Annotated in this window: 19 protein-coding genes; 15 read left to right on the top strand and 4 right to left on the bottom strand. The window is 71.8% G+C overall.

The features are described 5' to 3' along the window. Positions 1–21: 21 nt before the first annotated feature. Positions 22–1056 carry an adenosine deaminase gene (locus AB0I83_RS25310; protein ID WP_363306254.1) on the bottom strand — a complete coding sequence of 345 codons (1035 nt, stop codon included), beginning with the start codon at positions 1054–1056 and terminating at the stop codon, positions 22–24. Between the two features lie 120 nt (positions 1057–1176). Here AB0I83_RS25310 and AB0I83_RS25305 point away from each other — a divergent pair, with 120 nt between their 5' ends. Next, on the top strand, positions 1177–1887 hold the full coding sequence (locus tag AB0I83_RS25305) for a DUF4190 domain-containing protein (RefSeq protein WP_363306253.1): 711 nt from the start codon (positions 1177–1179) through the stop codon (positions 1885–1887). A 64-nt stretch (positions 1888–1951) separates the two neighbouring features. Here the strand turns inward: AB0I83_RS25305 and AB0I83_RS25300 are convergent, their stop codons facing one another. Next, positions 1952–2506 carry an NADAR family protein gene (locus tag AB0I83_RS25300; protein ID WP_363306252.1) on the bottom strand — a complete coding sequence of 185 codons (555 nt, stop codon included), beginning with the start codon at positions 2504–2506 and terminating at the stop codon, positions 1952–1954. Positions 2507–2709: 203 nt separating this feature from the next. Between AB0I83_RS25300 and AB0I83_RS25295 the strand changes: the two genes are divergently transcribed. The 8 genes from AB0I83_RS25295 to AB0I83_RS25260 all read left to right on the top strand — a co-directional run bounded on the left by AB0I83_RS25295 (position 2710) and on the right by AB0I83_RS25260 (position 12399). Continuing rightward, positions 2710–4224, top strand: a complete 1515-nt coding sequence (locus tag AB0I83_RS25295) for a gamma-aminobutyraldehyde dehydrogenase (protein ID WP_363306251.1) — start codon at positions 2710–2712, stop codon at positions 4222–4224. A gap of 47 nt (positions 4225–4271) precedes the next feature. Continuing rightward, entirely contained in the window at positions 4272–5522 is a 1251-nt protein-coding gene (locus AB0I83_RS25290) for a spermidine/putrescine ABC transporter substrate-binding protein (protein ID WP_363306249.1), read from the top strand. A 49-nt stretch (positions 5523–5571) separates the two neighbouring features. After that, entirely contained in the window at positions 5572–6723 is a 1152-nt protein-coding gene (locus tag AB0I83_RS25285) for an ABC transporter ATP-binding protein (protein WP_363306248.1), read from the top strand. Continuing rightward, positions 6720–7643: an ABC transporter permease gene (locus AB0I83_RS25280; RefSeq protein ID WP_356535536.1), complete on the top strand. Its 924-nt coding sequence runs from the start codon at positions 6720–6722 to the stop codon at positions 7641–7643. The genes AB0I83_RS25285 and AB0I83_RS25280 overlap by 4 nt, the downstream gene beginning before the upstream one ends. Next, complete coding sequence (locus AB0I83_RS25275; RefSeq protein WP_356535535.1) at positions 7643–8446, top strand: ABC transporter permease; 804 nt, start codon at positions 7643–7645, stop codon at positions 8444–8446. Before AB0I83_RS25280 ends, AB0I83_RS25275 begins: the two co-directional genes overlap by 1 nt. 24 nt (positions 8447–8470) lie before the next feature. Then, positions 8471–9886: an FAD-dependent oxidoreductase gene (locus AB0I83_RS25270; RefSeq protein ID WP_363306247.1), complete on the top strand. Its 1416-nt coding sequence runs from the start codon at positions 8471–8473 to the stop codon at positions 9884–9886. A gap of 130 nt (positions 9887–10016) precedes the next feature. Beyond that, positions 10017–10475: a hypothetical protein gene (locus tag AB0I83_RS25265; RefSeq protein ID WP_356535533.1), complete on the top strand. Its 459-nt coding sequence runs from the start codon at positions 10017–10019 to the stop codon at positions 10473–10475. An 85-nt stretch (positions 10476–10560) separates the two neighbouring features. Next, complete coding sequence (locus tag AB0I83_RS25260; protein ID WP_363306246.1) at positions 10561–12399, top strand: glycoside hydrolase family 18 protein; 1839 nt, start codon at positions 10561–10563, stop codon at positions 12397–12399. Here AB0I83_RS25260 and AB0I83_RS25255 read toward each other — a convergent pair. Together AB0I83_RS25255 and gabT are read right to left on the bottom strand one after the other, a co-directional pair. Beyond that, entirely contained in the window at positions 12384–12941 is a 558-nt protein-coding gene (locus AB0I83_RS25255) for a phosphatase PAP2 family protein (protein ID WP_363306245.1), read from the bottom strand. The genes AB0I83_RS25260 and AB0I83_RS25255 overlap by 16 nt on opposite strands. A gap of 389 nt (positions 12942–13330) precedes the next feature. Beyond that, entirely contained in the window at positions 13331–14671 is a 1341-nt protein-coding gene (gabT, locus tag AB0I83_RS25250) for a 4-aminobutyrate--2-oxoglutarate transaminase (RefSeq protein WP_363306244.1), read from the bottom strand. A 245-nt stretch (positions 14672–14916) separates the two neighbouring features. Here gabT and AB0I83_RS25245 point away from each other — a divergent pair, with 245 nt between their 5' ends. From AB0I83_RS25245 to AB0I83_RS25220, 6 genes are all read left to right on the top strand, one after another. Next, on the top strand, positions 14917–17286 hold the full coding sequence (locus AB0I83_RS25245) for an ATP/GTP-binding protein (protein ID WP_363306243.1): 2370 nt from the start codon (positions 14917–14919) through the stop codon (positions 17284–17286). A 148-nt stretch (positions 17287–17434) separates the two neighbouring features. Further along, positions 17435–19018: a PucR family transcriptional regulator gene (locus tag AB0I83_RS25240; protein ID WP_363306242.1), complete on the top strand. Its 1584-nt coding sequence runs from the start codon at positions 17435–17437 to the stop codon at positions 19016–19018. A gap of 180 nt (positions 19019–19198) precedes the next feature. After that, on the top strand, positions 19199–20644 hold the full coding sequence (locus AB0I83_RS25235) for an aldehyde dehydrogenase family protein (protein WP_356535527.1): 1446 nt from the start codon (positions 19199–19201) through the stop codon (positions 20642–20644). A gap of 185 nt (positions 20645–20829) precedes the next feature. After that, entirely contained in the window at positions 20830–22776 is a 1947-nt protein-coding gene (locus AB0I83_RS25230; protein ID WP_363306241.1) for an acyl-CoA dehydrogenase family protein, read from the top strand. A gap of 76 nt (positions 22777–22852) precedes the next feature. Beyond that, on the top strand, positions 22853–23077 hold the full coding sequence (locus tag AB0I83_RS25225; protein WP_363306240.1) for a hypothetical protein: 225 nt from the start codon (positions 22853–22855) through the stop codon (positions 23075–23077). 79 nt (positions 23078–23156) lie between these two features. Continuing rightward, positions 23157–23927, top strand: coding sequence for a hypothetical protein (locus AB0I83_RS25220; RefSeq protein ID WP_363306239.1), 771 nt, complete (start codon positions 23157–23159; stop codon positions 23925–23927). The last annotated feature ends 28 nt before the right edge of the window (positions 23928–23955 follow it).

Below are 23955 nucleotides of genomic sequence, written 5' to 3'. Positions count from 1 at the left end.
GGGCCATTGTGACCGCGGGGCTCACCGGCCGGGAGCCTCCAGCCAGTTCGTCGTGTACGTGTCGATCTCGGCGGCCAGCGCCCGCTTGCCCGCGGGGTCGAGGTACGAGGCCTGTACCGCGTTCTTCGCCAGCTCGGCCAGTCCGCGCTCGTCCAGGCCGAGTAGCCGGGCCGCCACCCCGTACTCGTTGTTGAGGTCGGTGCCGAACATGGGCGGGTCGTCGCTGTTGACCGTCACGAGGACCCCCGCCTCGACCATCTCCCTGATCGGGTGCTGATCGAGGTCGGCCACCGCGCGGGTGGCGATGTTGGACGTCGGGCAGACCTCCAGGGCGATACGGTGCTCGGCGAGATGGGCCAGCAGCTTCGGGTCCTGGGTGGAACTGGTGCCGTGGCCGATGCGCTCGGCGCGCAGCGCGGTCAGCGCGTCCCAGACGGTCTGCGGCCCCGTGGTCTCCCCGGCGTGCGGCACGGAGTGCAGACCCGAGGCGATCGCCCGGTCGAAGTACGGCTTGAACTGCGGGCGTTCCACGCCCACCTCGGGTCCGCCCAGACCGAAGGAGACGAGTCCCTCGGGGCGCAGGTCCAGGGCCAGCCGGGTCGTCTCCTCGGCGGCCTCCAGGCCGGCCTCACCGGGAATGTCGAAGCACCAGCGCAGCACGACGCCCAGCTCCGCCTCGGCGGATTTGCGCGCGTCCTCGATGGCCTCCATGAAGCCCTGCTCCGGGATGCCCCGGCGGGTAGAGCTGAACGGGGTGACGGTCAGCTCCGCGTACCGGATGTTCTGCCGGGCCATGTCGCGGGCGACCTCGAAGGTCAGCAGCCGGACGTCCTCCGGGGTGCGGATCAGGTCCACCACCGAGAGGTACACGTCGATGAAGTGCCCGAAGTCGGTGAAGGTGAAGAAGTCCGACAGCGCCTCCGGGTCCGTGGGCACCTTGGAATCGGGGTGGTGGGCCGCCAGTTCGGCCACGATGCGGGGCGAGGCCGACCCGACGTGGTGGACGTGCAGCTCGGCCTTGGGCAGCCCTGCGACGAAGGGACGCAGATCGTTCATCGGAATCTCCCGGGTCTCGGATTTCTGCCGGGCGCGCCGGCTGCACCGATCATCGTAGGCGGGGCCGTGGGGCGCGGTGCCGGGTCGTAGCATGGGGCGGGATCACGATGGGGGAGGCCCATGTCAGACAACACACAGCAGCCCGGTGGCGGGGGTGCGCCGCGCGATCCGTGGGCTCCGCCGGACAGCAGGGTCGATCTGGGGAAGCCCGCCGACGCCCGGCCGCCGACCGTGCACGACCAGCCCACGGTCACATCCATGCCGAACGCCGACTCGGGAACCGGGCCGATACCCGGACCCCCTGCCGGAGCCTTCGGCCCGCACCAGCCCGGCGTGCCCGCGCCGCCGATCGCGCCCACCGGACCGGGGCAGCCCGCGCAGTACGGCTACCCGGCCGCGCCCGCCGCGCCCTCGGCGGCGTACGGCTACCCCGCCGCGCCCGCCCCGCCCCCGGCGGCGTACGGATACCCGGGATACCCCGGCTACACGGCCCAGCAGTCCTGGGGCCCCGCGCCCGCGAACGGGCTGGGTACCGCCGCGATGGTGCTCGGCATCATCGCCGTGGTCGGCTTCTGTATGTGGGGACTCGGAATCATCCTGGGCATCCTCGCCCTGATCTTCGGCATCATCGGCCGGGGCCGCGCCAGGCGGGGAGAGGCGACCAACGGGGGGATGGCGCTCGCCGGGATCATCCTCGGATCGATCTCGATCGTCGTCAGCGCGATCTTCCTCGGCTTCCTCATCTGGACCGTCGCCAACGAGGGAAACGGCAGCGACTACGAGTACGACGACCCGTACTCCACGTCGCTGGTCGTCGGCGCCCTGCGCTGACCCCGCGCGAAGGATCCGTCGCGGCCCGGCCGGGGAGGCCTTCTCCCGGCCGGGCCGCTCCGCGTCACCCCGCGCGCAGCCGGGTCCGCGCCTCCATGAGCGCGAAGCCCAGCAGGTTCAGGCCCCGCCAGGACGCCGGCTCCGGCGTGCGCGGATCGTCCACGGCGAGTCCGATGCCCCATATCCGGTCCAGCGGGCTCGCCTCGACGAGCACACGGTCCCCGGTGCCGAGCAAGTACGCCCGCAGCGCGGGGTCCTGGCCGAACTTGTGGACGCTGCCCTCCACCACCAGGGCGAACCGCTCCCGGGTCCACACCTCGTCGTCGAAGCCCTCGACCAGCCGGCCCGCCTTCTTCGCCGCCGCGGGGCTGCCGGCCGCCACGGCGCTCCGCTCCGCCGCCGCGTCCCCGAACAGCCGCGCCTTGCCGGCCATCATCCAGTGCTCCGCCGACGCATAGGTCACGGAACCGACGGTGAACGGCGAGGGCCACCACTGGCTGAGGCAGCTCTTCCCGAGCCTGCCGTCCGCACGGGGCCGGTGCCCCCAGAAGGGCAGGTACTTCACGTGTTCACCGCGTGCCGTCCGCTCCAGGAGGCCGTCCATGTGTTCCTGTCCCATGGCAGCCGAGTCTGACATCCGCCACTGACAGTCGGTATGGGGATTTCCGTGTCCACGCGACACATCGTCGACAGATTCCGTCGCGTAACCAAAAGGAAACAACGGAATCACTTGTTGGTAGAGGTCTCCTCTGTCAGGATCGGCACTCAATTCGAGAAATAGCTACGCCGCCCCTGGTCAGGTGGGTGGCGGAGGAGAGCGTCATGGGCAACGGTTTCCAGGTGCAGGACCGCTTCGCCGAGGGTGCGCAGTACATCGGCGGACGGCTGCGGGCCGGGACGTCGGGGCGCCACCAGGAGGTGGTGAACCCCGCGACGGGCGAGGCGGTGTACCGCTACGAACTGGCGGGCACGGACGACGTCGACGCCGCGGTCGCCGCCGCCCGCGCGGCCTTCCCCGGCTGGTCGGGCGCCACCCCCGCCGAGCGCTCGGACGCCCTGCACCGGTTCGCCGCCGTACTCGCGGCGCGGGCCGACGACTTCGCGTACGCCGAGACCCTGCAGTGCGGCAAGCCGGTCAAGCTCTCCACCGAGTTCGACGTCCCCGGCACCGTCGACAACGCCTCGTTCTTCGCGGGCGCCGCCCGCCACCTGGAGGGGAGGTCGGCCGCCGAGTACAGCGGCGACCACACCTCCTACGTGCGCCGGGAGGCCATCGGGGTCGTCGGCTCGATCGCGCCGTGGAACTACCCGCTCCAGATGGCCGCCTGGAAGGTCCTCCCCGCCGTCGCCGCAGGCAACACGATCGTGCTCAAGCCCGCCGAGATCACTCCGCTGACCTCGCTGATGTTCGCCCAGGCGGCCACGGAGGCGGGCATTCCAGACGGCGTGATCAACATCGTGTCCGGCGCGGGCCGGGACGCCGGCGAGCACCTCGTCGGCCACCCCGACGTCGTCATGACCTCCTTCACCGGATCCACCGCGGTCGGCAAGCGGGTCGCCGAGATCGCCACCTCCACCGTCAAGCGCCTCCACCTGGAGCTCGGCGGCAAGGCCCCCTTCCTCGTGTTCGACGACGCCGACCTGGAGGCCGCGGTGAACGGAGCGGTCGCCGCCTCCCTGATCAACACCGGCCAGGACTGCACGGCCGCCACCCGCGCCTACGTCCAGCGCCCGCTGTACGACGCGTTCGTGGCAGGCGTCGCCGCCCTGATGGAGAGCGTGCGGCTCGGCGACCCCTTCGACCCCTCGACCGACCTCGGCCCGCTGATCAGCCACCAGCAGCGCGACCGGGTAGCCGGTTTCGTCGAGCGTGCCCGTGCCTACGCCACCGTCGTCACCGGCGGCGAGGCCCCCGGCGGCGAACTCGCCGACGGCGCCTACTACCGGCCCACCCTGATCACGGACGCGGCCCAGGACAGCGAGGTCGTGGGTTCCGAGATCTTCGGACCGGTCCTGGTGGTGCTGCCCTTCGACACCGACGACGAGGGAATCCGCCTCGCCAACGACACCCCGTACGGCCTCGCAGCCTCCGCCTGGAGCCGCGACCTGTACCGGGCGAACCGCGCGACCCGCGAGATCGCGGCGGGCTGCGTGTGGATCAACGACCACATCCCGATCATCAGCGAGATGCCGCACGGCGGATACAAGGCCAGCGGCTTCGGCAAGGACATGTCGTCGTACTCCTTCGAGGAGTACACACAGGTCAAGCACGTCATGTACGACAACACCGCGGTGGCCCGGAAGGACTGGCACCGCACCGTCTTCGGGGACCGATAGCAGCGGCCGCCACCCGGCGGCCCGACCCACCCGGAAGGGCAACGCGTATGGAGCAGTACGAGCCCGAGCGCCTCTCCGCGCCCCAGCTTGCCGCCATGAGGCGCAGCCTCAGAGACGGCAGGGGCGCCCTCACCCGCCGTTCGCTTCTCCGGGCATCCGGTACGGGCGCCCTCGCACTCGGCGGCCTCGGCACGCTGAGCGCGTGCGGCATCCCGCCCGCCAGGAGGGAGGGGGACGCGGCAGCGGCGTCCGACGACCACTCCGCGGCGGAGAAGCAGGTCAACTTCTCCAACTGGACCGAGTACATGGACGTCAGCGAGGACGAGAAGAGCCGTCCGACCCTCGACGCCTTCACGAAACGTACCGGGATCAAGGTCAAGTACACCGAGGACATCAACGACAACGTCGAGTTCTTCGGGAAGATCAAACCGCAGCTCGCCGCGGGCCAGGACACCGGACGCGACCTCGTCATCGTGACGGACTGGCTCGCCGCCCGCATCATCAGGCTCGGCTGGGCGCAGAAGCTCGACCCGTCCAACCTGCCCCACGCTTTCGCGAACCTCTCGCCCCAGTTCCGTACACCCGACTGGGACCCGGGACGCGCCTACTCCTACCCCTGGACCGGCATCCCGACCGTCATCGCCTACAACCGGAAGGCGACCGGCGGACGCAGGGTCGACTCCATCAGCCAACTGCTCGACGACCCCGGGCTCAAGGGGAAGGTCTCCTTCCTCTCGGAGATGCGCGACTCGGTCGGCATGACGCTCCTCGACATGGGCAAGGACCCGGAGTCCTTCACCGACGCCGACTACGACGCCGCCATCGGCCGGATGCAGAAGGGCGTCGACAGGAAGCAGATACGCCGCTTCACCGGCAACGACTACACCGCGGACCTCAGCAAGGGCGACATCGCGGCCTGCGTGGCCTGGGCGGGCGACATCATCCAGCTCCAGGCCGACAACCCGGACATCGAGTTCGCGATACCGGCCGCCGGTTACATCACCTCCAGCGACAACATGCTGGTACCGGCCAGGGCGCGGCACAAGACCAACGCCGAGAAGCTCATGGACTACTACTACGAGCCCCCGGTGGCCGCCCAGCTCGCCGCGTACATCAACTACGTCTGCCCGGTGGACGGGGTCGCGACGGAGCTGGCGAAGATCGACAAGGCGATGGCGTCCAACACGCTGATCCTGCCCGACAAGGCGATGGCCGCGAAGTCGCGGTCCTTCCGCTCCCTCAGCTCCGACGAAGAGACGGCGTACGAGGAGAAGTTCGCCAAGCTCATCGGCGCCTGACCGGCCCGTCCCCTTCCGATCTCCCCCGACACCACTGGGACCGCGACCCATGACACAGCAGCAGACGGCGGGCGGCGACGTCCGTCTCACCGGGATCAGCAAGACGTACGGCTCCTTCACCGCCGTGCACCCCCTCGACCTCACCGTCCCGCAGGGCTCCTTCTTCGCGCTGCTCGGCGCGTCCGGCTGCGGCAAGACCACCACCCTGCGGATGATCGCGGGGCTGGAGGAGGCCACCACCGGCACCGTGTCGCTGGGCGGGCGCGACATCACGGACCTGCCCCCGTACAAACGGCCGGTCAACACCGTCTTCCAGAGCTACGCGCTCTTCCCGCACCTCGACGTCACCGAGAACGTGGCCTTCGGCCTGCGCCGGCGCGGCATCAGGTCCGTGAAGAAGCAGGTCGGCGAGATGCTGGACCTCGTCGAGCTGGGCGACTTCGCCCACCGCCGCCCGCACCAGCTCTCCGGCGGCCAGCAACAGCGCGTCGCCGTGGCCCGCGCCCTCATCAACCACCCCCAGGTACTCCTCCTCGACGAGCCGCTCGGCGCCCTCGACCTCAAACTGCGCCGCCAGATGCAGCTCGAACTCAAGCGCATCCAGACCGAGGTGGGCATCACCTTCATCCACGTCACCCACGACCAGGAGGAGGCCATGACCATGGCCGACACCGTCGCGGTGATGAACGGCGGCCGGGTCGAGCAGCTCGGTGCCCCCGCCGACCTGTACGAGAACCCGAGTACCACGTTCGTCGCGAACTTCCTCGGGACCTCCAACCTGATCGAGGGCGAGATCGTCTCCACCGGCACGGAGATAGTGGTCTCCGCGGGCGGCGGCAAGCTCCGGCTGCCCGGTACGCGATGTCAGGCCCCGGCCGCGAGCGGCGGCAGGCTGCTCCTCGGCATCCGCCCCGAGAAGATCTCCCTCGCCCTCCCCGGCGACGACGGAGCCGTGGCCGACGGCCGCAACCGCGTCGCCGGACGCATAGTCGACTCCAGCTTCATCGGCGTCAGCACCCAGTACGTCGTCGAGAGCCCGGTCGGCGAGGCGCTGCACGTGTACGAGCAGAACGTCGAGCACCGCGCGGGGTTCACCCCCGGCGCCGAGGTCGTCCTGCACTGGAACCCGGACCACACCTTCGGACTGGACGCCGCCCAGGACATAGCCGCCGGTGTGGAAGGCGTGGAGGACGCGGCGTGAGCGTCACCGAAGCGCCACCGGCGCCGGCCACCGAACCGAAGATCCGCAAGCCGTCCGCCCGCAGGCGGCTCGTCCCCTACTGGCTGCTGCTCCCCGGCATCCTGTGGCTGCTCGTCTTCTTCGCCCTGCCGATGGTCTACCAGGCGTCGACCTCGGTGCAGACCGGGTCCCTGGAGAAGGGCTTCCAGGTCACCTGGCACTTCCAGACGTACTGGGACGCCTTCACCGACTACTACCCCCAGTTCATCAGGTCCCTGCTGTACGCCGGCACGGCCACGCTCCTGTGCCTGCTGCTCGGGTACCCGCTCGCGTATCTGATCGCCTTCAAGGCCGGCCGCTGGCGCAACCTGGTGCTCGTCCTGGTCATCGCGCCGTTCTTCACCAGCTTCCTGATCCGGACGCTCGCCTGGAAGACGATCCTGGCCGACGGCGGCGCCGTCGTGGACGTCCTCGGCACGCTGCACGTCCTCGACGTCACCAGCTGGCTCGGCTGGACGGAGAACAACCGCGTCCTGGCCACCCCCATGGCCGTCGTCTGCGGACTGACGTACAACTTCCTGCCGTTCATGATCCTTCCGCTGTACACCTCGCTGGACCGGATCGACGGACGGCTGCACGAGGCCGCGGGCGACCTCTACGCCACGCCCGCCACCACCTTCCGCAAGGTGACGCTCCCGCTGTCGATGCCCGGGGTCGTCTCGGGCACGCTGCTGACGTTCATCCCGGCCAGCGGCGACTACGTCAACGCGGAACTGCTCGGCTCCACCGACACCAAGATGGTCGGCAGCGTCATCCAGACCCAGTTCCTGCGGGTGCTGGACTATCCGACGGCGGCCGCCCTCTCCTTCATCCTCATGGCGGTCGTGCTCCTCGTGGTCACCGTCTACATCCGCCGCTCCGGTACGGAGGACCTGGTTTGATGCCCGTACTCCGATGGATCCGCCGGAACCTGGTCGTGCTCGCCGGTCTGCTGACCCTCGCGTACATGATCCTGCCGAACATCGTCGTCATGGTGTTCTCCTTCAACAAGCCGAACGGGCGCTTCAACTACGCCTGGCAGCGGTTCTCCCTGGACGCCTGGAAGGATCCCTGCGGCGTCGCCGACCTCTGCGGTTCGCTGTCGCTCTCCCTGCGGATCGCTTTCTGGGCGACGATCGGCGCGACCGCGCTCGGCACGATGATCGCCTTCGCGCTGGTCCGCTACCGCTTCCGCGCCCGCGGCGCCGTCAACTCGCTGATCTTCCTGCCGATGGCCATGCCCGAAGTCGTCATGGCTGCCTCGCTGCTCACGCTGTTCCTCAACATGGGCGCCCAGCTCGGGTTCTGGACCGTGCTGATCGCGCACATCATGTTCTGCCTCAGCTTCGTGGTGACGGCGGTCAAGGCGCGCGTGATGTCGATGGACCCCCGGCTGGAGGAGGCCGCCCGCGACCTCTACGCCGGTCCCGTCCAGACGTTCGTCCGGGTGACCCTTCCCATCGCCGCCCCCGGGATCGCCGCAGGAGCGCTGCTGGCCTTCGCGCTCTCCTTCGACGACTTCATCATCACCAATTTCAACGCGGGTTCCACGGTGACCTTCCCCATGTTCGTCTGGGGATCGGCCCAGCGTGGAACACCTGTGCAGATCAACGTCATCGGAACGGCCATGTTCGTCATCGCCGTGACGGTGGTTCTCGCCGGACAGCTCATATCGAACCGGCGGAAGAGCAATGCGGGAAGATAGAAGAATCCGAAGGAGTTGGAAACCATGGCCCCGGATGCCATGCGTACTGCCGCGCACTCACTCTCCGACGCGCGCCCCCTGTCCTACTGGCTCGACGACCCGGGCAGGCCGGAGGCAGTCCCCGCCCTCGCCGGGGACGAGCACTGCGACCTCCTCGTGGTCGGCGGCGGCTACAGCGGACTGTGGACCGCCCTGCTCGCCAAGGAGCGGGACCCCGGACGCGACGTCGTCCTCATCGAGGGCCACGAGGTGGGCTGGGCCGCTTCGGGCCGCAACGGGGGGTTCTGCGCGGCGTCCCTGACCCACGGCCTCGCCAACGGACTGGAGCGCTGGCCGGACGAGATCGGGAAGCTGGAGGAGCTGGGCGGACAGAACCTGGACGCCATCGAGGCCGCGGTCGCCCGCTACTCCATCGACTGCGACTTCGAACGCACCGGTGAGATCGATGTCGCCACCCAGCCCCACCAGCTCGAAGAGCTGCGCGAATGGCACGGCAGGACACGGGAGCTCGGCTTCACAGGCCTGGAGTTCCTCGACCGGGACCAGGTGCGCGCCGAAGTCGACTCGCCGACGTTCCTGGGCGGGCTCCTGGACCGGCGCGGCGTCGCGATGCTCCATCCGGCGAAGCTCGCCTGGGGCCTCAAGGAGGCCTGCCTCGGACTCGGCGTACGGATCCACGAGCACACCCGGGGCCTGGAACTCGCCGAGTCGGGCGCCGGCATGGCGGTACGCACCCCGTACGGCCGGGTGTTCGCCCGCCAGGTCGCACTGGGCACGAACATCTTCCCGTCGCTGGTCAGAAGGGTGCGCGCGTACACCGTGCCGGTGTACGACTACGCGCTGATGACGGAGCCGCTCGACGCCCGGCAACTCGCCTCGGTCGGCTGGGGAAACCGGCAGGGCCTCGGCGACAGCGCCAATCAGTTCCACTATTTCCGGCTGTCCGCGGACAACCGGATCCTGTGGGGCGGATACGACGCCGTCTATCCGTACGGCGGCCGGCTCGATTCCGCGCTCGATCAGCGTCCGGAGACCTTCCTGAAGCTCGCCGGCCAGTTCTTCGAGTGTTTTCCGCAGCTTTCCGGAGTGCGTTTCACCCATGCCTGGGGCGGCGCGATCGACACCTGCTCGCGCTTCTCCGCGTTCTTCGGCACGGCCCGCCGCGGACGGGTCGCCTATGCCGGCGGATACACCGGCCTGGGCGTCGGAGCGACCCGTTTCGGTGCCGACGTGATGCTCGATCTGCTTTCCGGTGAGCAGACGGAGCGAACCGCGCTGGAGATGGTGCGGTCCAAACCGATGCCCTTCCCGCCCGAGCCCTTCGCCTGGGCCGGCATCGAGCTCACCAAGAGGTCCCTCGCCCGGGCCGACAGCCACGGCGGCCACCGCAACCTGTGGCTGCGGACCATGGACCGGCTGGGTCTCGGTTTCGACAGCTGAGTCCGCGGGGTGATCCAGGTCACCGGCTATCGGTGGCCGAACCCGCGTCATGATCCGGTCCGGACCCTCTCTCTCCTGTGAACGCACCGGCGGAACACCGCCGGTGAACCGCGGGAGAGGGAGGCAGTCCATGACCGGCACGGGGGCGAAAGCCGCGATCACATGGCTCGCATCGGTGGCGCCGGACCCGGAGGCCTGCCGGCGTGAGTGGGTGCGCGATCCGCGGGGGATCGCGCTCCTTCCCGCCGGGAAACGCTGGGACGTGCTGATCGTCCCCGCCGAGCTGGGCTATCCGACGCTCGACGTGCTCACCCGTCTCATCGACCGGCCGGGGCCTGTGCTGGCGGACTTCGGCGATTCCCGGATGGGCTTCTTCGTGCCTCCGGGGACGGCCTCCCGATGGCTCGGGACGGGTATCCGCGGGGTCGGCCGCGGGGCCTGGATCGTCGTGCCGCGGCCGGGCATCACGGTCGGCGGTGTGCGGTGGCTCATCCCGCCCGACGGCTCGGGGGTGCTCACCGACGCCACCCTGCTGGAACTCGCCCTGCACGAGGCCGCCGCCGCGCGCGGGGCGCGTGACGGGGGGTGACGCGCCACCAGAGGTCTTGACAACCTGATTGGTCTGGACCATGTTGTGCGCCAACCGTTCGATCCCCTCTTGCACGGAGGCTGTTGTGGAACGCACCGGATCCCGTACCGGGCCACCCGTCCGACCTTCCGGACTCCTGGCCGTACTCTCGGCGGCGCTGCTCGCCGCCGGAGCCCTGGTCGCGACCGCACCGGCCGCCGGCGCCGCCGACGCCGACCTGGCGCGCAACGGGGGCTTCGAGGCGGGCCTGGACGGCTGGACGTGCTCGGGCGGCAGCGGAGCCGCCGTCAGCACGCCTGTGCACGGCGGGAGTTCGGCGCTGAAGGCCACCCCGGCCGGCAGCGACAACGCGCGGTGTTCCCAGACGGTGACGGTGAAGCCCGACTCCGCCTACACGCTCGGCGCCTGGGTGCAGGGCAGCTACGTCTACCTCGGGGCGTCCGGCACCGGCACCACCGACGTCTCCACCTGGACCCAGTCCGCCGGCGCGTACAAGCAGCTCACCACCACCTTCAGGACCGGCCCCGCGACCACGTCGGTGACCGTCTACACACACGGCTGGTACGGCACCCCCGCCTACTACGCCGACGACCTCACCCTGACCGGCCCCGGCGGCGGCCCCGTCGCCGTCCCGGCGGCCCCCACCGGGCTGAAGGCCGGTACGGCCACCGCGTCCTCCGTGCCGCTGTCCTGGACCGCCTCCGCCGGAGCCACCGGTTACCGCGTCTACCGCGGCGGCACCAAGGTCCTCGACACCACCGGGACCTCGGCCACCGTGACCGGGCTGGCCGCGTCGTCGGCGTACAGCTTCCAGGTCAGCGCGGTCAACGCCGCCGGTGAGTCCGCGAAGTCGGCGGCCGTGAACGCCACCACGGGCACCGGCGGCACGGGGGGCACCGGCGCCGGCCTCCCGGCCCACGCGCTCGTCGGCTACCTCCACTCCAGCTTCGCCAACGGCTCCGGCTACACACGCATGGCCGACGTGCCGGACTCGTGGGACGTCATCAACCTCGCCTTCGGCGAGCCGACGTCCGTCACCTCGGGCGACATCCGCTTCTCGCTCTGCCCCGCCACGGAGTGCCCGAACGTCGAGAGCGAGGCGGAGTTCAAGGCAGCCGTCAAGGCCAAGCAGGCGGCCGGCAAGAAGGTGCTGATCTCGATCGGCGGCCAGAACGGCCAGGTGCAGCTCGCCTCGACCGCGGCCCGCGACACCTTCGTCTCCTCCGTCAGCAAGATCATCGACACCTATGGACTCGACGGTCTGGACATCGACTTCGAGGGCCACTCGCTGTCCCTCGCGACCGGTGACACCGACTTCCGCAGCCCGACGACCCCCGTCATCGTGAACCTGATCTCCGCGGTGAAGACCCTCAAGGCGAAGTACGGCGCCGGCTTCGTCCTCACCATGGCCCCCGAGACCTTCTTCGTGCAGCTCGGCTACCAGTACTACGGTTCCGGCCCCTGGGGAGGCCAGGACCCGCGCGCCGGCGCCTACCTGCCGGTCATCCACGCCCTGCGCGACGACCTCACCCTGCTGCACGTCCAGGACTACAACTCGGGCTCGATCATGGGCCTGGACGACCAGTACCACTCGATGGGCGGGGCCGACTTCCACATCGCCATGACCGACATGCTGCTCACCGGCTTCCCCGTCGCTGGCGACCGGACCAGGGTGTTCCCCGCGCTGCGCCCCGAGCAGGTCGCCTTCGGCCTCCCGGCGTCCACCCAGGCGGGCAACGGACACACCTCGCCCGCCGAGGTCACCAAGGCGCTGAACTGCCTGACGAAGAAGGTCGACTGCGGCTCGTACCAGACGCACGGAACCTGGTCCGGCCTGCGGGGGCTGATGACCTGGTCCATCAACTGGGACCGGTTCAACAACTGGGAGTTCTCCAAGAACTTCGACGCCTACTTCGGCGGCTGACCGCTCCTCGTGCACGCCCGCAGGGCGAGCAGTAGCACCGCGCTCAGGCACCAGCCGGCCACCACGTCCAGTGGCCAGTGGTAGCCGCGCAGCACCAGACCGACGCTCGTCGCCGCCGTCAGCAGGACGGTGGCGACGAGCGTCACCCATGACCGCCTGAGGTACGGGGCGAGCAGCAGGGCCGCCGCTCCGTACGCCACCATCGCCGTGGTCGTGTGCCCCGACGGGTAGTAGCCCGTGGCCTCCGTCAGGGGGCCCTGGCGGTCCGTCCACAGCTTCAGCGGGACGACCAGGGCGGGCACGGCGGCCATGGCCAGCACGGCGCACAGCGCCGCGCGCCGGGCCCGGCGGAACCAGGCCACCAGGACCGCGCCCGCCAGTACCGGTACGGCGACCTGCATGTTGCCGAGATCGGCGAAGAGGTCCCAGAGGGGGGCCGGGCCGCGTCCCGCCAGCTCCAGGCCGAGCCGTTCGTCCGGGCCGAGCAGCGGACCGCCGGCCAGCACCTGCCAGGTGATCAGGGCGAAGAGCGTCGCCGACACCGCGGCCGTGGAAACGAGAAGAACCGGCCACCGGGGAACAGGGGGGATTGTTCCGGGGTGGCCGGTCGGATCGGGTTGCCGCGCGCCCCGGGGGGTGTGGGGCGAGCGGCCATCCGATCGGTGAGGAGTTCCGGAGCCCGAAGCCCCGGTGGTGTGCGCGATGGCACGGCCGGTACGGCGCTGGGGGAGCCCCGGACCCGCGTCGCCCGCAGTCCCCTGCGGGCGGGGTGTTTCTCTCATCTGGGAAAACCGTACGTCAGAGGGAGGAGGCACCGGAAGCGGCAACGGTATCCCGCCATCGCCCCCGCACACCTTCTTCACACGCCCTCACCCGGAACCGGGTCGCGGTCGCCGGAACGGCGTACGGCGACCCGGGTGACTCGCACGGATCAGAGCCGGCCGAACGCCTGCTCGATGATGTCCAGGCCCTCGTCGAGCAGGTCCTCGCCGATGACGAGCGGGGGCAGGAAGCGCAGCACGTTGCCGTAGGTGCCGCAGGTCAGCACCAGCAGCCCCTCGGCGTGGCAGGACTTGGCCAGCGCCGCCGCGGCCGCCGCGTCGGGGTCCTTCGTGCCGGACTTCACCAGCTCGATCGCGATCATGGCGCCCCGGCCGCGGATGTCACCGATGATGTCGCCGTTCGGCAGCTTGGCCCGCATCTCGGCGAGGCGGCCCTTCATGACCTCCTCGATGCGCCTGGCCTTGCCGTTCAGGTCCAGCTCGCGCATCGTCTCGATGGCGCCGAGCGCCCCGGCGCAGGCCACCGGGTTGCCGCCGTACGTGCCGCCCAGGCCGCCGGCGTGGGCGGCGTCCATGATCTCGGCGCGGCCGGTCACCGCGGAGAGCGGGAGGCCGCCCGCGATCCCCTTGGCCGTGGTGATGAGGTCGGGCACGATGCCCTCGTCCTCGCAGGCGAACCACTGGCCGGTGCGGCAGAAGCCGGACTGGATCTCGTCCGCGACGAAGACGATCCCGTTGTCCTTGGCGAACTGCGCGATCGCGGGGAGGAAGCCCTTGGCCGGCTCGATGAAGCCGCCTTCGCCCAGCACCGGCTCGATGATGATCGCGGCGACGTTGTCCGCGCCGATCTGCTTGGTGATCTCGTCGATGGCCTGGGCGGACGCCTCGGCACCGGCGTTCTCGGCACCGGTCGGCCAGCGGTAGCCGTACGCCACCGGCACGCGGTAGACCTCGGGCGCGAACGGGCCGAAGCCCTGCTTGTACGGCATGTTCTTCGCGGTCAGGGCCATCGTGAGGTTGGTCCGGCCGTGGTAGCCGTGGTCGAAGACGACGACGGCGGTGCGCTTGGTGTGGGCACGGGCGATCTTCACCGCGTTCTCGACCGCCTCGGCGCCCGAGTTGAACAGCGCGGACTTCTTGGCGTGGTCGCCCGGCGTCAGCTCGGCGAGCTGCTCGCAGACCTCGACGTACCCCTCGTACGGCGTGACCATGAAACAGGTGTGGGTGAAGTCGGCGAGCTGGGCCGACGCCCGGCGTACGACCGCCTCGGCGGAGGCGCCCACCGACGTCACGGCGATGCCGGAACCGAAGTCGATCAGCCGGTTGCCGTCCACGTCCTCGATGATTCCGCCGCCCGCCCGAGCGGTGAAGACCGGCAGCGTGGAACCCACACCCGCGGCGACCGCCGCGAGACGGCGGGCCTGCAGCTCGGCCGACTTCGGGCCGGGGATGGCGGTGACGACGCGGCGCTCCTGCGGGATGTCGGACATGCGGGGCTCCTGGGGGTGTTTCGGACGCTTCTGTTTCTGCAGGCTAGGGGTGGGCGCGGGCAGCGGTCATGCTCCGATCGGGAGTGGTCGGTTGCGTGTCCTTGTCCGCCGCGGACAGAAGGCCCGGTGGCGCCCCCGCGCGACGCCCCCGCCACTCATCCGGCCGCATGGCTGAACTCCCGGTGCCCGGGCACTAGATTGGCCGGGCAGAAGGCGGGACCTGGCTGGTCAGGGGGCAGCGGTTCATGGACACCGAAGGCACGTACGACGCACGCGGCACGGGCGCGGACCGGGTGCCGCGCCCGGCGGGGCCACCGCCCGCCGCGCCACCGCCTCCCACGCACGCCCCGCACCAGGGGAACCCGCAGGCCGGGAGCGGCGGCCTCGGCGCATGGCTGCGCACCCCGCGCCCCGTGCGCGAACCGGGTGTCTGGCGCTTCGGGCACACCCAGCGCCCCCCGGAGAGGCCCGAGGGCGTCTCCGACCGCTCGCTGGTGGTCGGGGTGCTGATCTCCGCGCTGTGCGGGCTGCTCCTGTGGTCCCTGTGGCGCAACGGCTACATCCCCTACCGCCTGGTCCCGCTGAAGCTGTTCACCCCGGGTGACTGGTGGTACGCCGGTACGTTCGGCGGGCCCAGGACGATCCAGGGCGCCGACGCCCTCACCGTCTACGAGGCCCTGCTCTTCGGCCTCCTGGTCTACGCCTGCGGCCGGCTCGGCAACTGGTCCGAGATCTTCCGGCGCCACGTCGCCGGCCGCGGACAGCCCTTCCTCGCGTCGGCCACCGCAGCCGGAGCCGCCCTCGCCGAACTCCTCGTGTGGAAGGACGCGGTCCCGCTCGTCCGGCCCGTGCTCATCCTGGTCGCCGCCGTCGCGGGCGGTGAGATCTACCAGAGCCAGGCCGTCGTCAACGTGCTCTACACCGTGATCGCCCTCGGTGTGCTCCTGCCGTTCGCCCGCCTCGGGCGCTGGCGCGAGCTGCTCGCCGCCCGCACCGCGAAGAGCGAAGCCGGGACACCCCCCGCCCCGTCCGCGCCACCGGACGCCCCCACCCCCGAGCAGTGGCCGGAGCTGCGTGCCGCGGGACTGACGGACGCAGCCGAGGCACTCACCGCCGAGGTGCGCACCGGCCGGATGAACGACGTGGACGTCGCCCGGCTGCGCCACGCCTGGACCGTCGGCCGGGCGCACCCCGAGCGCCTGGCCGCGCTCGACGACGCCGTCCTGCGCACCGGGGGCGCCGCCGCGCTGCACCCCTCGGGCGCCCGCGACCTGCCGCGCCGCGTGGCCCGGCACGACCTCCTCACCGGGCAGGTCCGCATCGGCACCTTCGCCGACGACCCGCACAACCCCTACGCCCGCCGCGGTTCGGGCACCGCCCTGGAACCCGCGCTGCTGGGCACGTCCCTGCTCGCCGTCGGCCCGCCGGGGGCCGGCAAGTCTGCCCGACTCGTGCGTCCCGTCGTGGAGTCGCTCGCCCTCCAGGCACTCGCCGGCCGGGCGGCCGTGCTGGCCGTGGGCGGCGCCGGGGGAGAGCTCGGCCCTGACGAGATGTTCGACGTCGTGGTGCGGATCGGCGACCCCTCCTCCGTACACGACTTCGACCTCTACGGCGGTACGACGGACCCGGACGAGGCCGCGGGGGTGCTCGCGGAGGGGCTGGTCGGCGACGTGCCCCAGCTGGACAGCAGGCGCGCCGCCACCGTCCTCGCCCAGCTGCTCGGCCCCTACCGCGCGGTCCACGGGCACTTTCCCGGGGTGCCGGCCCTCCGGGAACTCCTGGACGGCGACCACGGCGCGGCCGACGCGCTGCGCGAGGCACTGGCGGCGGGCGGGCACCAGGCCATGCTGCGCGAGCTGGAGGCACGCACCCGGCAGAAGGGCGCGGCCGGAGACCCCGGGCCGGTGCTCGCCGACCGGATCGCCCTGCTGGACCGGCCCGCGTTCGCCCCCTTCTTCGCCACCGGCGCGGACGCCCGGCCCTTCGCGCTGCGCTCCCTCGAACACCTGCCGCTCCGGGTCAGGATCGACCTCCCGGAGCGGGCGCACGCGGAGGCGTCACGCCTGCTGGCCCGGCTCGTGCTCGCCCAGTTCACGGCCGTCACCGCCGCACGTGCCGACCGGTCGCTCTTCGTCTGCCTGGTCCTGGACGACGCCACGCACACCGTCACCGCCGAGACCGTCCGCGGCATCCGGCGGCTCCGCTCGGTCAACGCGGGAGCCGTCCTGACACTGCGTACCGTCGACGACGTGCCCGAGCAGCTGCACACCGCGCTGCTCGGCGCGGTCGGCTGCTGCATGGCCTTCAGCGGGGTCACGACCTGGGACGGCAAGAGGTTCGCCGAGGTCTGGGGCAAGGAGTGGGTGGAGACGCGGGAGGTCGCCCAGCACGCGGTCTTCGCCGACCAGCCGTTCACCCGCGCCCTGCACGCCCTGCGCAAGCTCGTCACGGGCAAGGCCGTGACCAGGGACGCCGTCACCGTGCGCCGGGTCGAACGGGAGCGCTGGTCGGCCTCGGAGCTGGCGTACTCGCTGCCCGCCGGACACGCGGTCATGTCCCTGACGACGGTGGAGGGCGAGCACGCGCCGCCGCTCCTGGTCGAGCTGAGTGGCTGAGCGCACGGTGACGCGGACCCTGCCGCCCTGGCAGAATTGACGGCGACCGTCTGTACGAGGCGGCGTGGTCGAGCCGTCCGCGCAGGCGGTGCAACCGGGTCGCCCGCATCGGACGGCCCGACCCCACTCCCAGAGGTCCGGCGGTCCCATGCCTCCCACTCTCGCCTCGCTCGTCCAGCACTCGAAGCTCAAGCTCGGCGTGCGGGCGGGGGCCGACCGGCTCGGCACACCGGTGCGCTGGGTGCACGCCAGCGAGCTCGCCGACCCCGTGCCGTACATGGAGGGCGGCGAGCTGCTCCTCGTCACGGCGACCAACCTCGACGCCCGGGACCCCGGGACGATGCGCCGTTACGTACAGCGGCTGGCCGGTGCGGGCGTCGCCGGGATCGGCTTCGGGGTGGGCGTCACCTACGACGACATCCCGCCGGCGCTCGTGGACGCCGCCGAGGAGGCCGGGCTGCCGCTCCTGGAGGTGCCCAGACGCACCCCGTTCCTCGCCATCAGCAAGGCGGTGTCGGCGGCCATCGCGGCCGACCAGTACCGGTCGGTCACCGCGGGCTTCGAGGCCCAGCGCGAACTGACCCGTGCCGCCGTCGCCGGGGACGGCCCGGCCGCCCTCCTCACCCGCCTCGCGGCCCACGTCGACGGCTGGGCCGCCCTCTACGACTCCTCGGGGGCCGTCCTCGCCGCCGCGCCCGACTGGGCGGCCCGCCGGGCCGCCCGGCTCACGCCCGAGGTGGAGCGGCTGCGCGACCGGCCCGCCCCGGCCAGCGCCGTCGTGGGCGACAGCGAGGGCGACGACCGGGTCGAGCTCCAGTCCCTGGGCACCGGCCGCCGCGCCCGCGGCGCGCTGGCCGTCGGCACGGGGGCGGCACTCGGCACCGCCGAGCGCTACGCCGTCAACTCCGCGGTCGCGTTGCTGACCCTGACCACGGCACGCTCCCGCGCGCTCCAGGGCGCGGAGCAGCGCCTCGGCGCGGCGGTCCTGAAGATGCTGCTGGCGGGCGAGTCCGGCCACGCCCGTGCCGTCGCCGGTGATCTGTACGGCGGGCTCCTCGACGCCCCCTTCCGGCTCCTGATCGCCGAGGCGCCCGCACCCTCCGGGACCGCCCTGCTCGCCGAGGCGCTGGACGCCGCGGCGTCCAGGTCCGGCGAGACCCTCCTGATGGTCCCCGAGGGCGAACGCCTCGTCGTCCTGGCCGTGGACGGCGGCGCGGTCGTCGCGGCCTGCGCCGCCCACGCGCGGGCCGAGGAGGACCGCCCGGCGCGCGAATCCGGGTCCGGGGCCGACGAGGCCGCGGTCGTCGTGGGTCTGTCCGCGCCCTCGGGGCCGGTCGCCGTCTCCGCCGCGTACAAGCAGGCCGAACAGGCACTCTCGGTCGCCCGACGGCGGGGCAGGGCGCTGGTCGAGCACGAGGAGGTCGCCGCGGGCTCCGTCCTGCCGCTCCTCGCCGACGACGCCGTACGGGCCTTCGCCGACGGGATGCTGCGGCCCCTGCGGGAACACGACTCCAAGGGGCGCGGGGACCTCGTCGCCTCCCTGCGGGCCTGGCTCTCCCGGCACGGGCAGTGGGACGCGGCCGCCGCCGACCTCGGCGTCCACCGCCACACCCTGCGCTACCGGATGCGCCGGGTCGAGGAGATCCTCGGCCGCTCGCTGGACGACCCGGACGTCCGGATGGAGCTGTGGCTCGCCCTCAAGACGACGGCGGCCTCGTCCGGGACGCAGTAGCGCCGCCCGGAGCCGGGGGCCGGGCGCCGGGGCGCCTACGACAAAGCGGCGCACGCGTCATATGCTCCACTCCACCGTGGACAAGCCTCATCCGTGGCGGACCGCCCTACGGTGGGGCCCAGGGCGCCCCCGGGGCGCCCGGCGATCGTCGTTCACCACCCCTGAAGGGCCGGAACCGCCATGACTTCCACCCACGCCTTCTGGCTGGCCGGCCGCCGGGCCACCGGCGAGGACAGCTTCGACGTCACCAACTCCTGGGACGGGCGTCTCGTCGGCACGGTCTCCGTGCCCACCGACGCGCAGGTCGAGGAGGCCGTCGCCGCCGCCTGGGCCGTCCGCGAGGAGTTCGCGGCCACCCCCGCGCACGTGCGGGCCGCCGCACTCGACCACGTCGTACGCCGCCTCACCGAGCGCACCGAGGAGATCGCCCAGCTGATCTCCGCCGAGAACGGCAAGCCGATCAAGTGGGCCCGCGGCGAGGTCGGCCGGGCCGTCTCCGTCTTCCGGTTCGCCGCCGAGGAGGCCCGCCGCTTCAACGGCGGCGACGCCCAGCGGCTGGACACGGACGCCGGCGGGACCGGCCGCCTCGCCCTGACCCGGCGCTTCCCGCGCGGCCCCGTGCTCGGTATCGCGCCCTTCAACTTCCCGCTCAACCTGAGCGCCCACAAGGTCGCCCCGGCCATCGCCGTCGGTGCGCCGATCATCCTCAAGCCGGCGCCGGCCACCCCGATCTCGTCGCTGATCCTGGGCGAGCTGCTGGCCGAGACCGACCTGCCGGCCGGGTCCTGGTCCGTGCTGACCGTGCCCAACGACAAGATGCCCGCCCTGGTCCAGGACGAGCGGCTGCCCGTGATCACCTTCACCGGCTCAGGTCCGGTCGGCTACGCGATCATGGAATCGGTGCCGCGCAAGCACTGCACCCTCGAACTCGGCGGCAACGGCGCCGCGGTCGTGCTCGGCGACTGGGCCTCCGACGAGGACCTGGACCTCGCCGCGACCCGCATCGCGACCTTCTCCAACTACCAGGGCGGCCAGTCCTGCATCTCGGTGCAGCGGGTCATCGCCGACGCCACCGTGTACGACCGGCTCGTCCCGAGGATCGTCGCGGCCGTCGAGGCCCTGGTGACCGGCGACCCCTCCGACGCGGCCACCGACGTCGGCCCGCTGGTCAGCGAGGACGCCGCCCGACGCGTCGAGTCGTGGGTCGACGATGCCGTCGCCGCCGGCGCCACCCTGCTCACCGGTGGCGGGCGCGACGGCGCCACCTATGCCCCGACCGTCCTCGCGGACCTCCCGGACACCACGACGATCGCCCGCGAGGAGGTCTTCGGCCCGGTGCTGTACGTGCGCAGGACCCACGGCGAGGAAGAGGCCTTCGCCGCGGTCAACGACTCCCAGTACGGCCTCCAGGTGGGCGTCTTCACCCACGACCTGCAGACCGCCTTCCGCGCCCACCGCGCTCTGGAGGTGGGCGGCGTGGTCATCGGCGACGTGCCCTCCTACCGCGCCGACCAGATGCCGTACGGCGGTGCCAAGCAGTCCGGAGTGGGCCGCGAGGGCGTGCGCTACGCCATGGACGACTACACCTACGAGAGGGTCCTCGTCCTCACTGGCCTGGCCCTGTAGCCGGAAGCACGGGACGACACGGCCGGAGCCCGCTGTGCGGGGGCTCCGGCCGTTTCCGTACGCCGCCGGGAGGGCGGCGCAGGGGTGGTGGGTGCGGCGCGGATCGGGTAGATACGGACAGGTGGTACCGATCGGCACGCGTACGTCCCGACCCATATCCCGACTCGCGGCGAGGTGAGCTCCTCATGTCCGCCCCATCCGACATCCCCCAGGCCCCCAAGGTCACCGAGCGTGAAGCACGGCAGGTGGCCGAGGCCGCCCGCGAACAGGACTGGCGCAAGCCCAGCTTCGCCAAGGAACTCTTCCTCGGACGCTTCCGGCTGGACCTGATCCACCCCCACCCCCAGCCGGCCCCGGACGACGTCCGTCGTGGCGAGGCCTTCCTCGCCCGGATGCGCGACTTCTGCGAGAGCCGGGTCGACGGCGCCCTCATCGAGCGCGAGGCCAGGATCCCCGACGAGGTGATCAACGGGCTCAGGGAGCTCGGCGCCCTCGGTATGAAGATCGAGACGAAGTACGGCGGCCTGGGGCTGACCCAGGTCTACTACAACAAGGCTCTCGCGCTGGCCGGTTCGGCGAGCCCCGCGATCGGGGCGCTCCTCTCCGCGCACCAGTCCATCGGCGTACCGCAGCCGCTGAAGATGTTCGGCACCCAGGAGCAGAAGGACGCCTTCCTGCCCCGCCTCGCGCGCACCGACATCTCCGCCTTCCTCCTCACGGAACCCGACGTCGGCTCCGACCCGGCACGGCTGGCGACCACCGCGGTGCCCGAGGGCGACGAGTACGTCCTGGACGGCGTGAAGCTCTGGACGACCAACGGCGTCGTCGCCGACCTGCTCGTGGTGATGGCCCGGGTCCCGGAGTCCGAAGGCCACAAGGGCGGCATCACCGCATTCGTCGTCGAGGCGGACTCCCCGGGCATCACCGTGGAGCACCGCAACGCCTTCATGGGCCTGCGCGGCATCGAGAACGGCCTCACCCGCTTCCACGGCGTACGCGTCCCGGCGGCCAACCGGATCGGTCCCGAGGGCGCGGGCCTCAAGATCGCCCTCACCACCCTCAACACCGGCCGCCTCTCGCTGCCCGCCATGTGCGTGGGCGTCGGGAAGTGGTCCCTGAAGATCGCCCGCGAATGGTCGGCGGTGCGTGAGCAGTGGGGCAGGCCGGTCGCCCGGCACGAGGCGGTCGGCGCGAAGATCTCCTTCATCGCGGCCACCACCTTCGCCCTCGAAGCGGTCGTGGACCTCTCCTCGCAGATGGCCGACGAGAGCCGCAACGACATCCGCATCGAGGCCGCGCTCGCCAAGCTGTACGGCTCCGAGATGGGCTGGCTCATCTCCGACGAGCTCGTCCAGATCCGCGGCGGACGCGGCTTCGAGACCGCCGACTCGCTCGCCGCACGCGGTGAACGCGCCGTCCCCGCCGAGCAGATGCTCCGGGACATGCGGATCAACCGGATCTTCGAGGGCTCCACGGAGATCATGCACCTGCTGATCGCCCGCGAGGCCGTCGACGCGCACCTCAAGGTCGCCGGCGACATCATCGACCCCGACAAGCCGCTCGCCGACAAGGCGAGGGCGGGCGCGAACGCCGCGCAGTTCTACGCGCGCTGGCTCCCCAAACTGGTCAGCGGTCCCGGCCGTCTCCCCAACGCCTACGGGGAGTTCCGGATCCCCGGCCACCCCGACCTCTCCACCCACCTGCGCCACGTCGAGCGCTCCGCCCGCAAACTGGCCCGCTCGACCTTCTACGCGATGTCCCGCTGGCAGGGCCGCATGGAGACCAAGCAGGGCTTCCTCGGCCGGATCGTCGACATCGGAGCAGAGCTCTTCGCGATGAGCGCGGCCTGCGTCCGGGCCGAACACCTGCGCGTCAACGGCGACCACGGCCGCGAGGCCTACCAACTCGCCGACGTCTTCTGCCGGCAGTCCCGCCTCCGGGTGGAGGAGCTCTTCGGCCGGCTGTGGGCCAACACCGACGACATCGACCGCCGCGTGGTCGACGGAGTCCTCTCCGGGACCTACACCTGGCTGGAGGAGGGCATCATCGACCCCAGCGGCGAGGGCCCCTGGATCGCCGACGCCACCCCGGGGCCGGCCACCGGGGACGACCACCACCGGCCCATCCGCTGAACCCGCACCCGTGGGGCGCGTCCACTGCCTGGACGCGCCCCACGGGCACGTACGGCGCCGGGCGAAACGGACGCCCGTGACCGTCATCGACATCCCCGGCTCCAAGTCCGTCACCGCCCGCGCCCTGTTCCTGGCCGCCGCGGCGAACGGCACCTCCAGGCGTGCGCAGGACGTTCCCCGGTCCGAACTGACCTCCCGCGGACACGAGCCGGGGCGGCAGGCGCTGTCCCACCAGGGCTGCCGACCCGCCGAGCGCGACGCGGCGGCCGGGGAGGGGTTCCGCGACGAAACGCACCGCTGAACCTCCGGATGCCGCACAATCGAGCCTCTGCCGCGACCGCACACCGGTCGTGGCTCGTCAACGGGAGACAGGGGCAGGGATGTTCGGGGAGTACGGGGCGGGCGGCGGACGGCGCGCCGCGGCTGCGGGATGCGCGGTGGCGGCCCTCCTGGGTCTCACCGGCTGCGGTGGCGGCGGTGACGACAGCGGCAAGGGCGAGGCCGTCAGGAGCGCCACCCCCTCCCGCCCGGCCGCCACGGCGGCTCCCGCCGAAGGACTCACCGAGGCGGAGCTCACCGCCCTCGCCTTCGCCGACGGGGAGAAGGCCGGCAGCCTCACCGCGTCCGAGTACCCATCGGGCGGGCCGCTCGGCGACGCCTACACCGCCTCGCCCGCCGTCTGCCAGCCGCTGGTCAGCCTCGCCGGTGACGTCGGCGGGTACGCCCCCACCGCGCAGGTCCGGCGCAGGGCCGACGAGCCCGGGGAGATGCTCGGCGTCACCGTCGACGTGACCCTGCGGTCGTACGCCGGCGGGCAGGCGGCGAAGGTCATGCGATCGCTCGACCGGGCGGGCCGGGAGTGCGCCGGGGGCCTCACCGAGGAGCGGGCCGTCGCCCGGGCCACGTACGAGAGGACCGAACCCGCCGCGCCGCCCTCCTTCGCCGGCGAGGCCGACGGGGCGAAGGCCTACCGCCTCACCGTCCTCGACGTGAAGGGGAAGCTGAAGCTGTACGAGTACCTCACCGTCCTGCGGGCCGGATCCACCACCCTCGCCTTCCGGGCGGAGACCCTCGGCACCGAGGACGTCGGCGGCGTCCCCGAGGACGTCATGGCCGCCCAGTGGAGGAAATTCCGTGCCGGACAGGCCTGAGGCGCGCGCCGGCGGGGGCGCACTGTCG

It is taken from the genome of Streptomyces sp. NPDC049970 (assembly GCF_040660235.1).
Lineage (GTDB): Bacteria > Actinomycetota > Actinomycetes > Streptomycetales > Streptomycetaceae > Streptomyces.
This window is presented reverse-complemented; position numbering and strand designations above follow the sequence as displayed.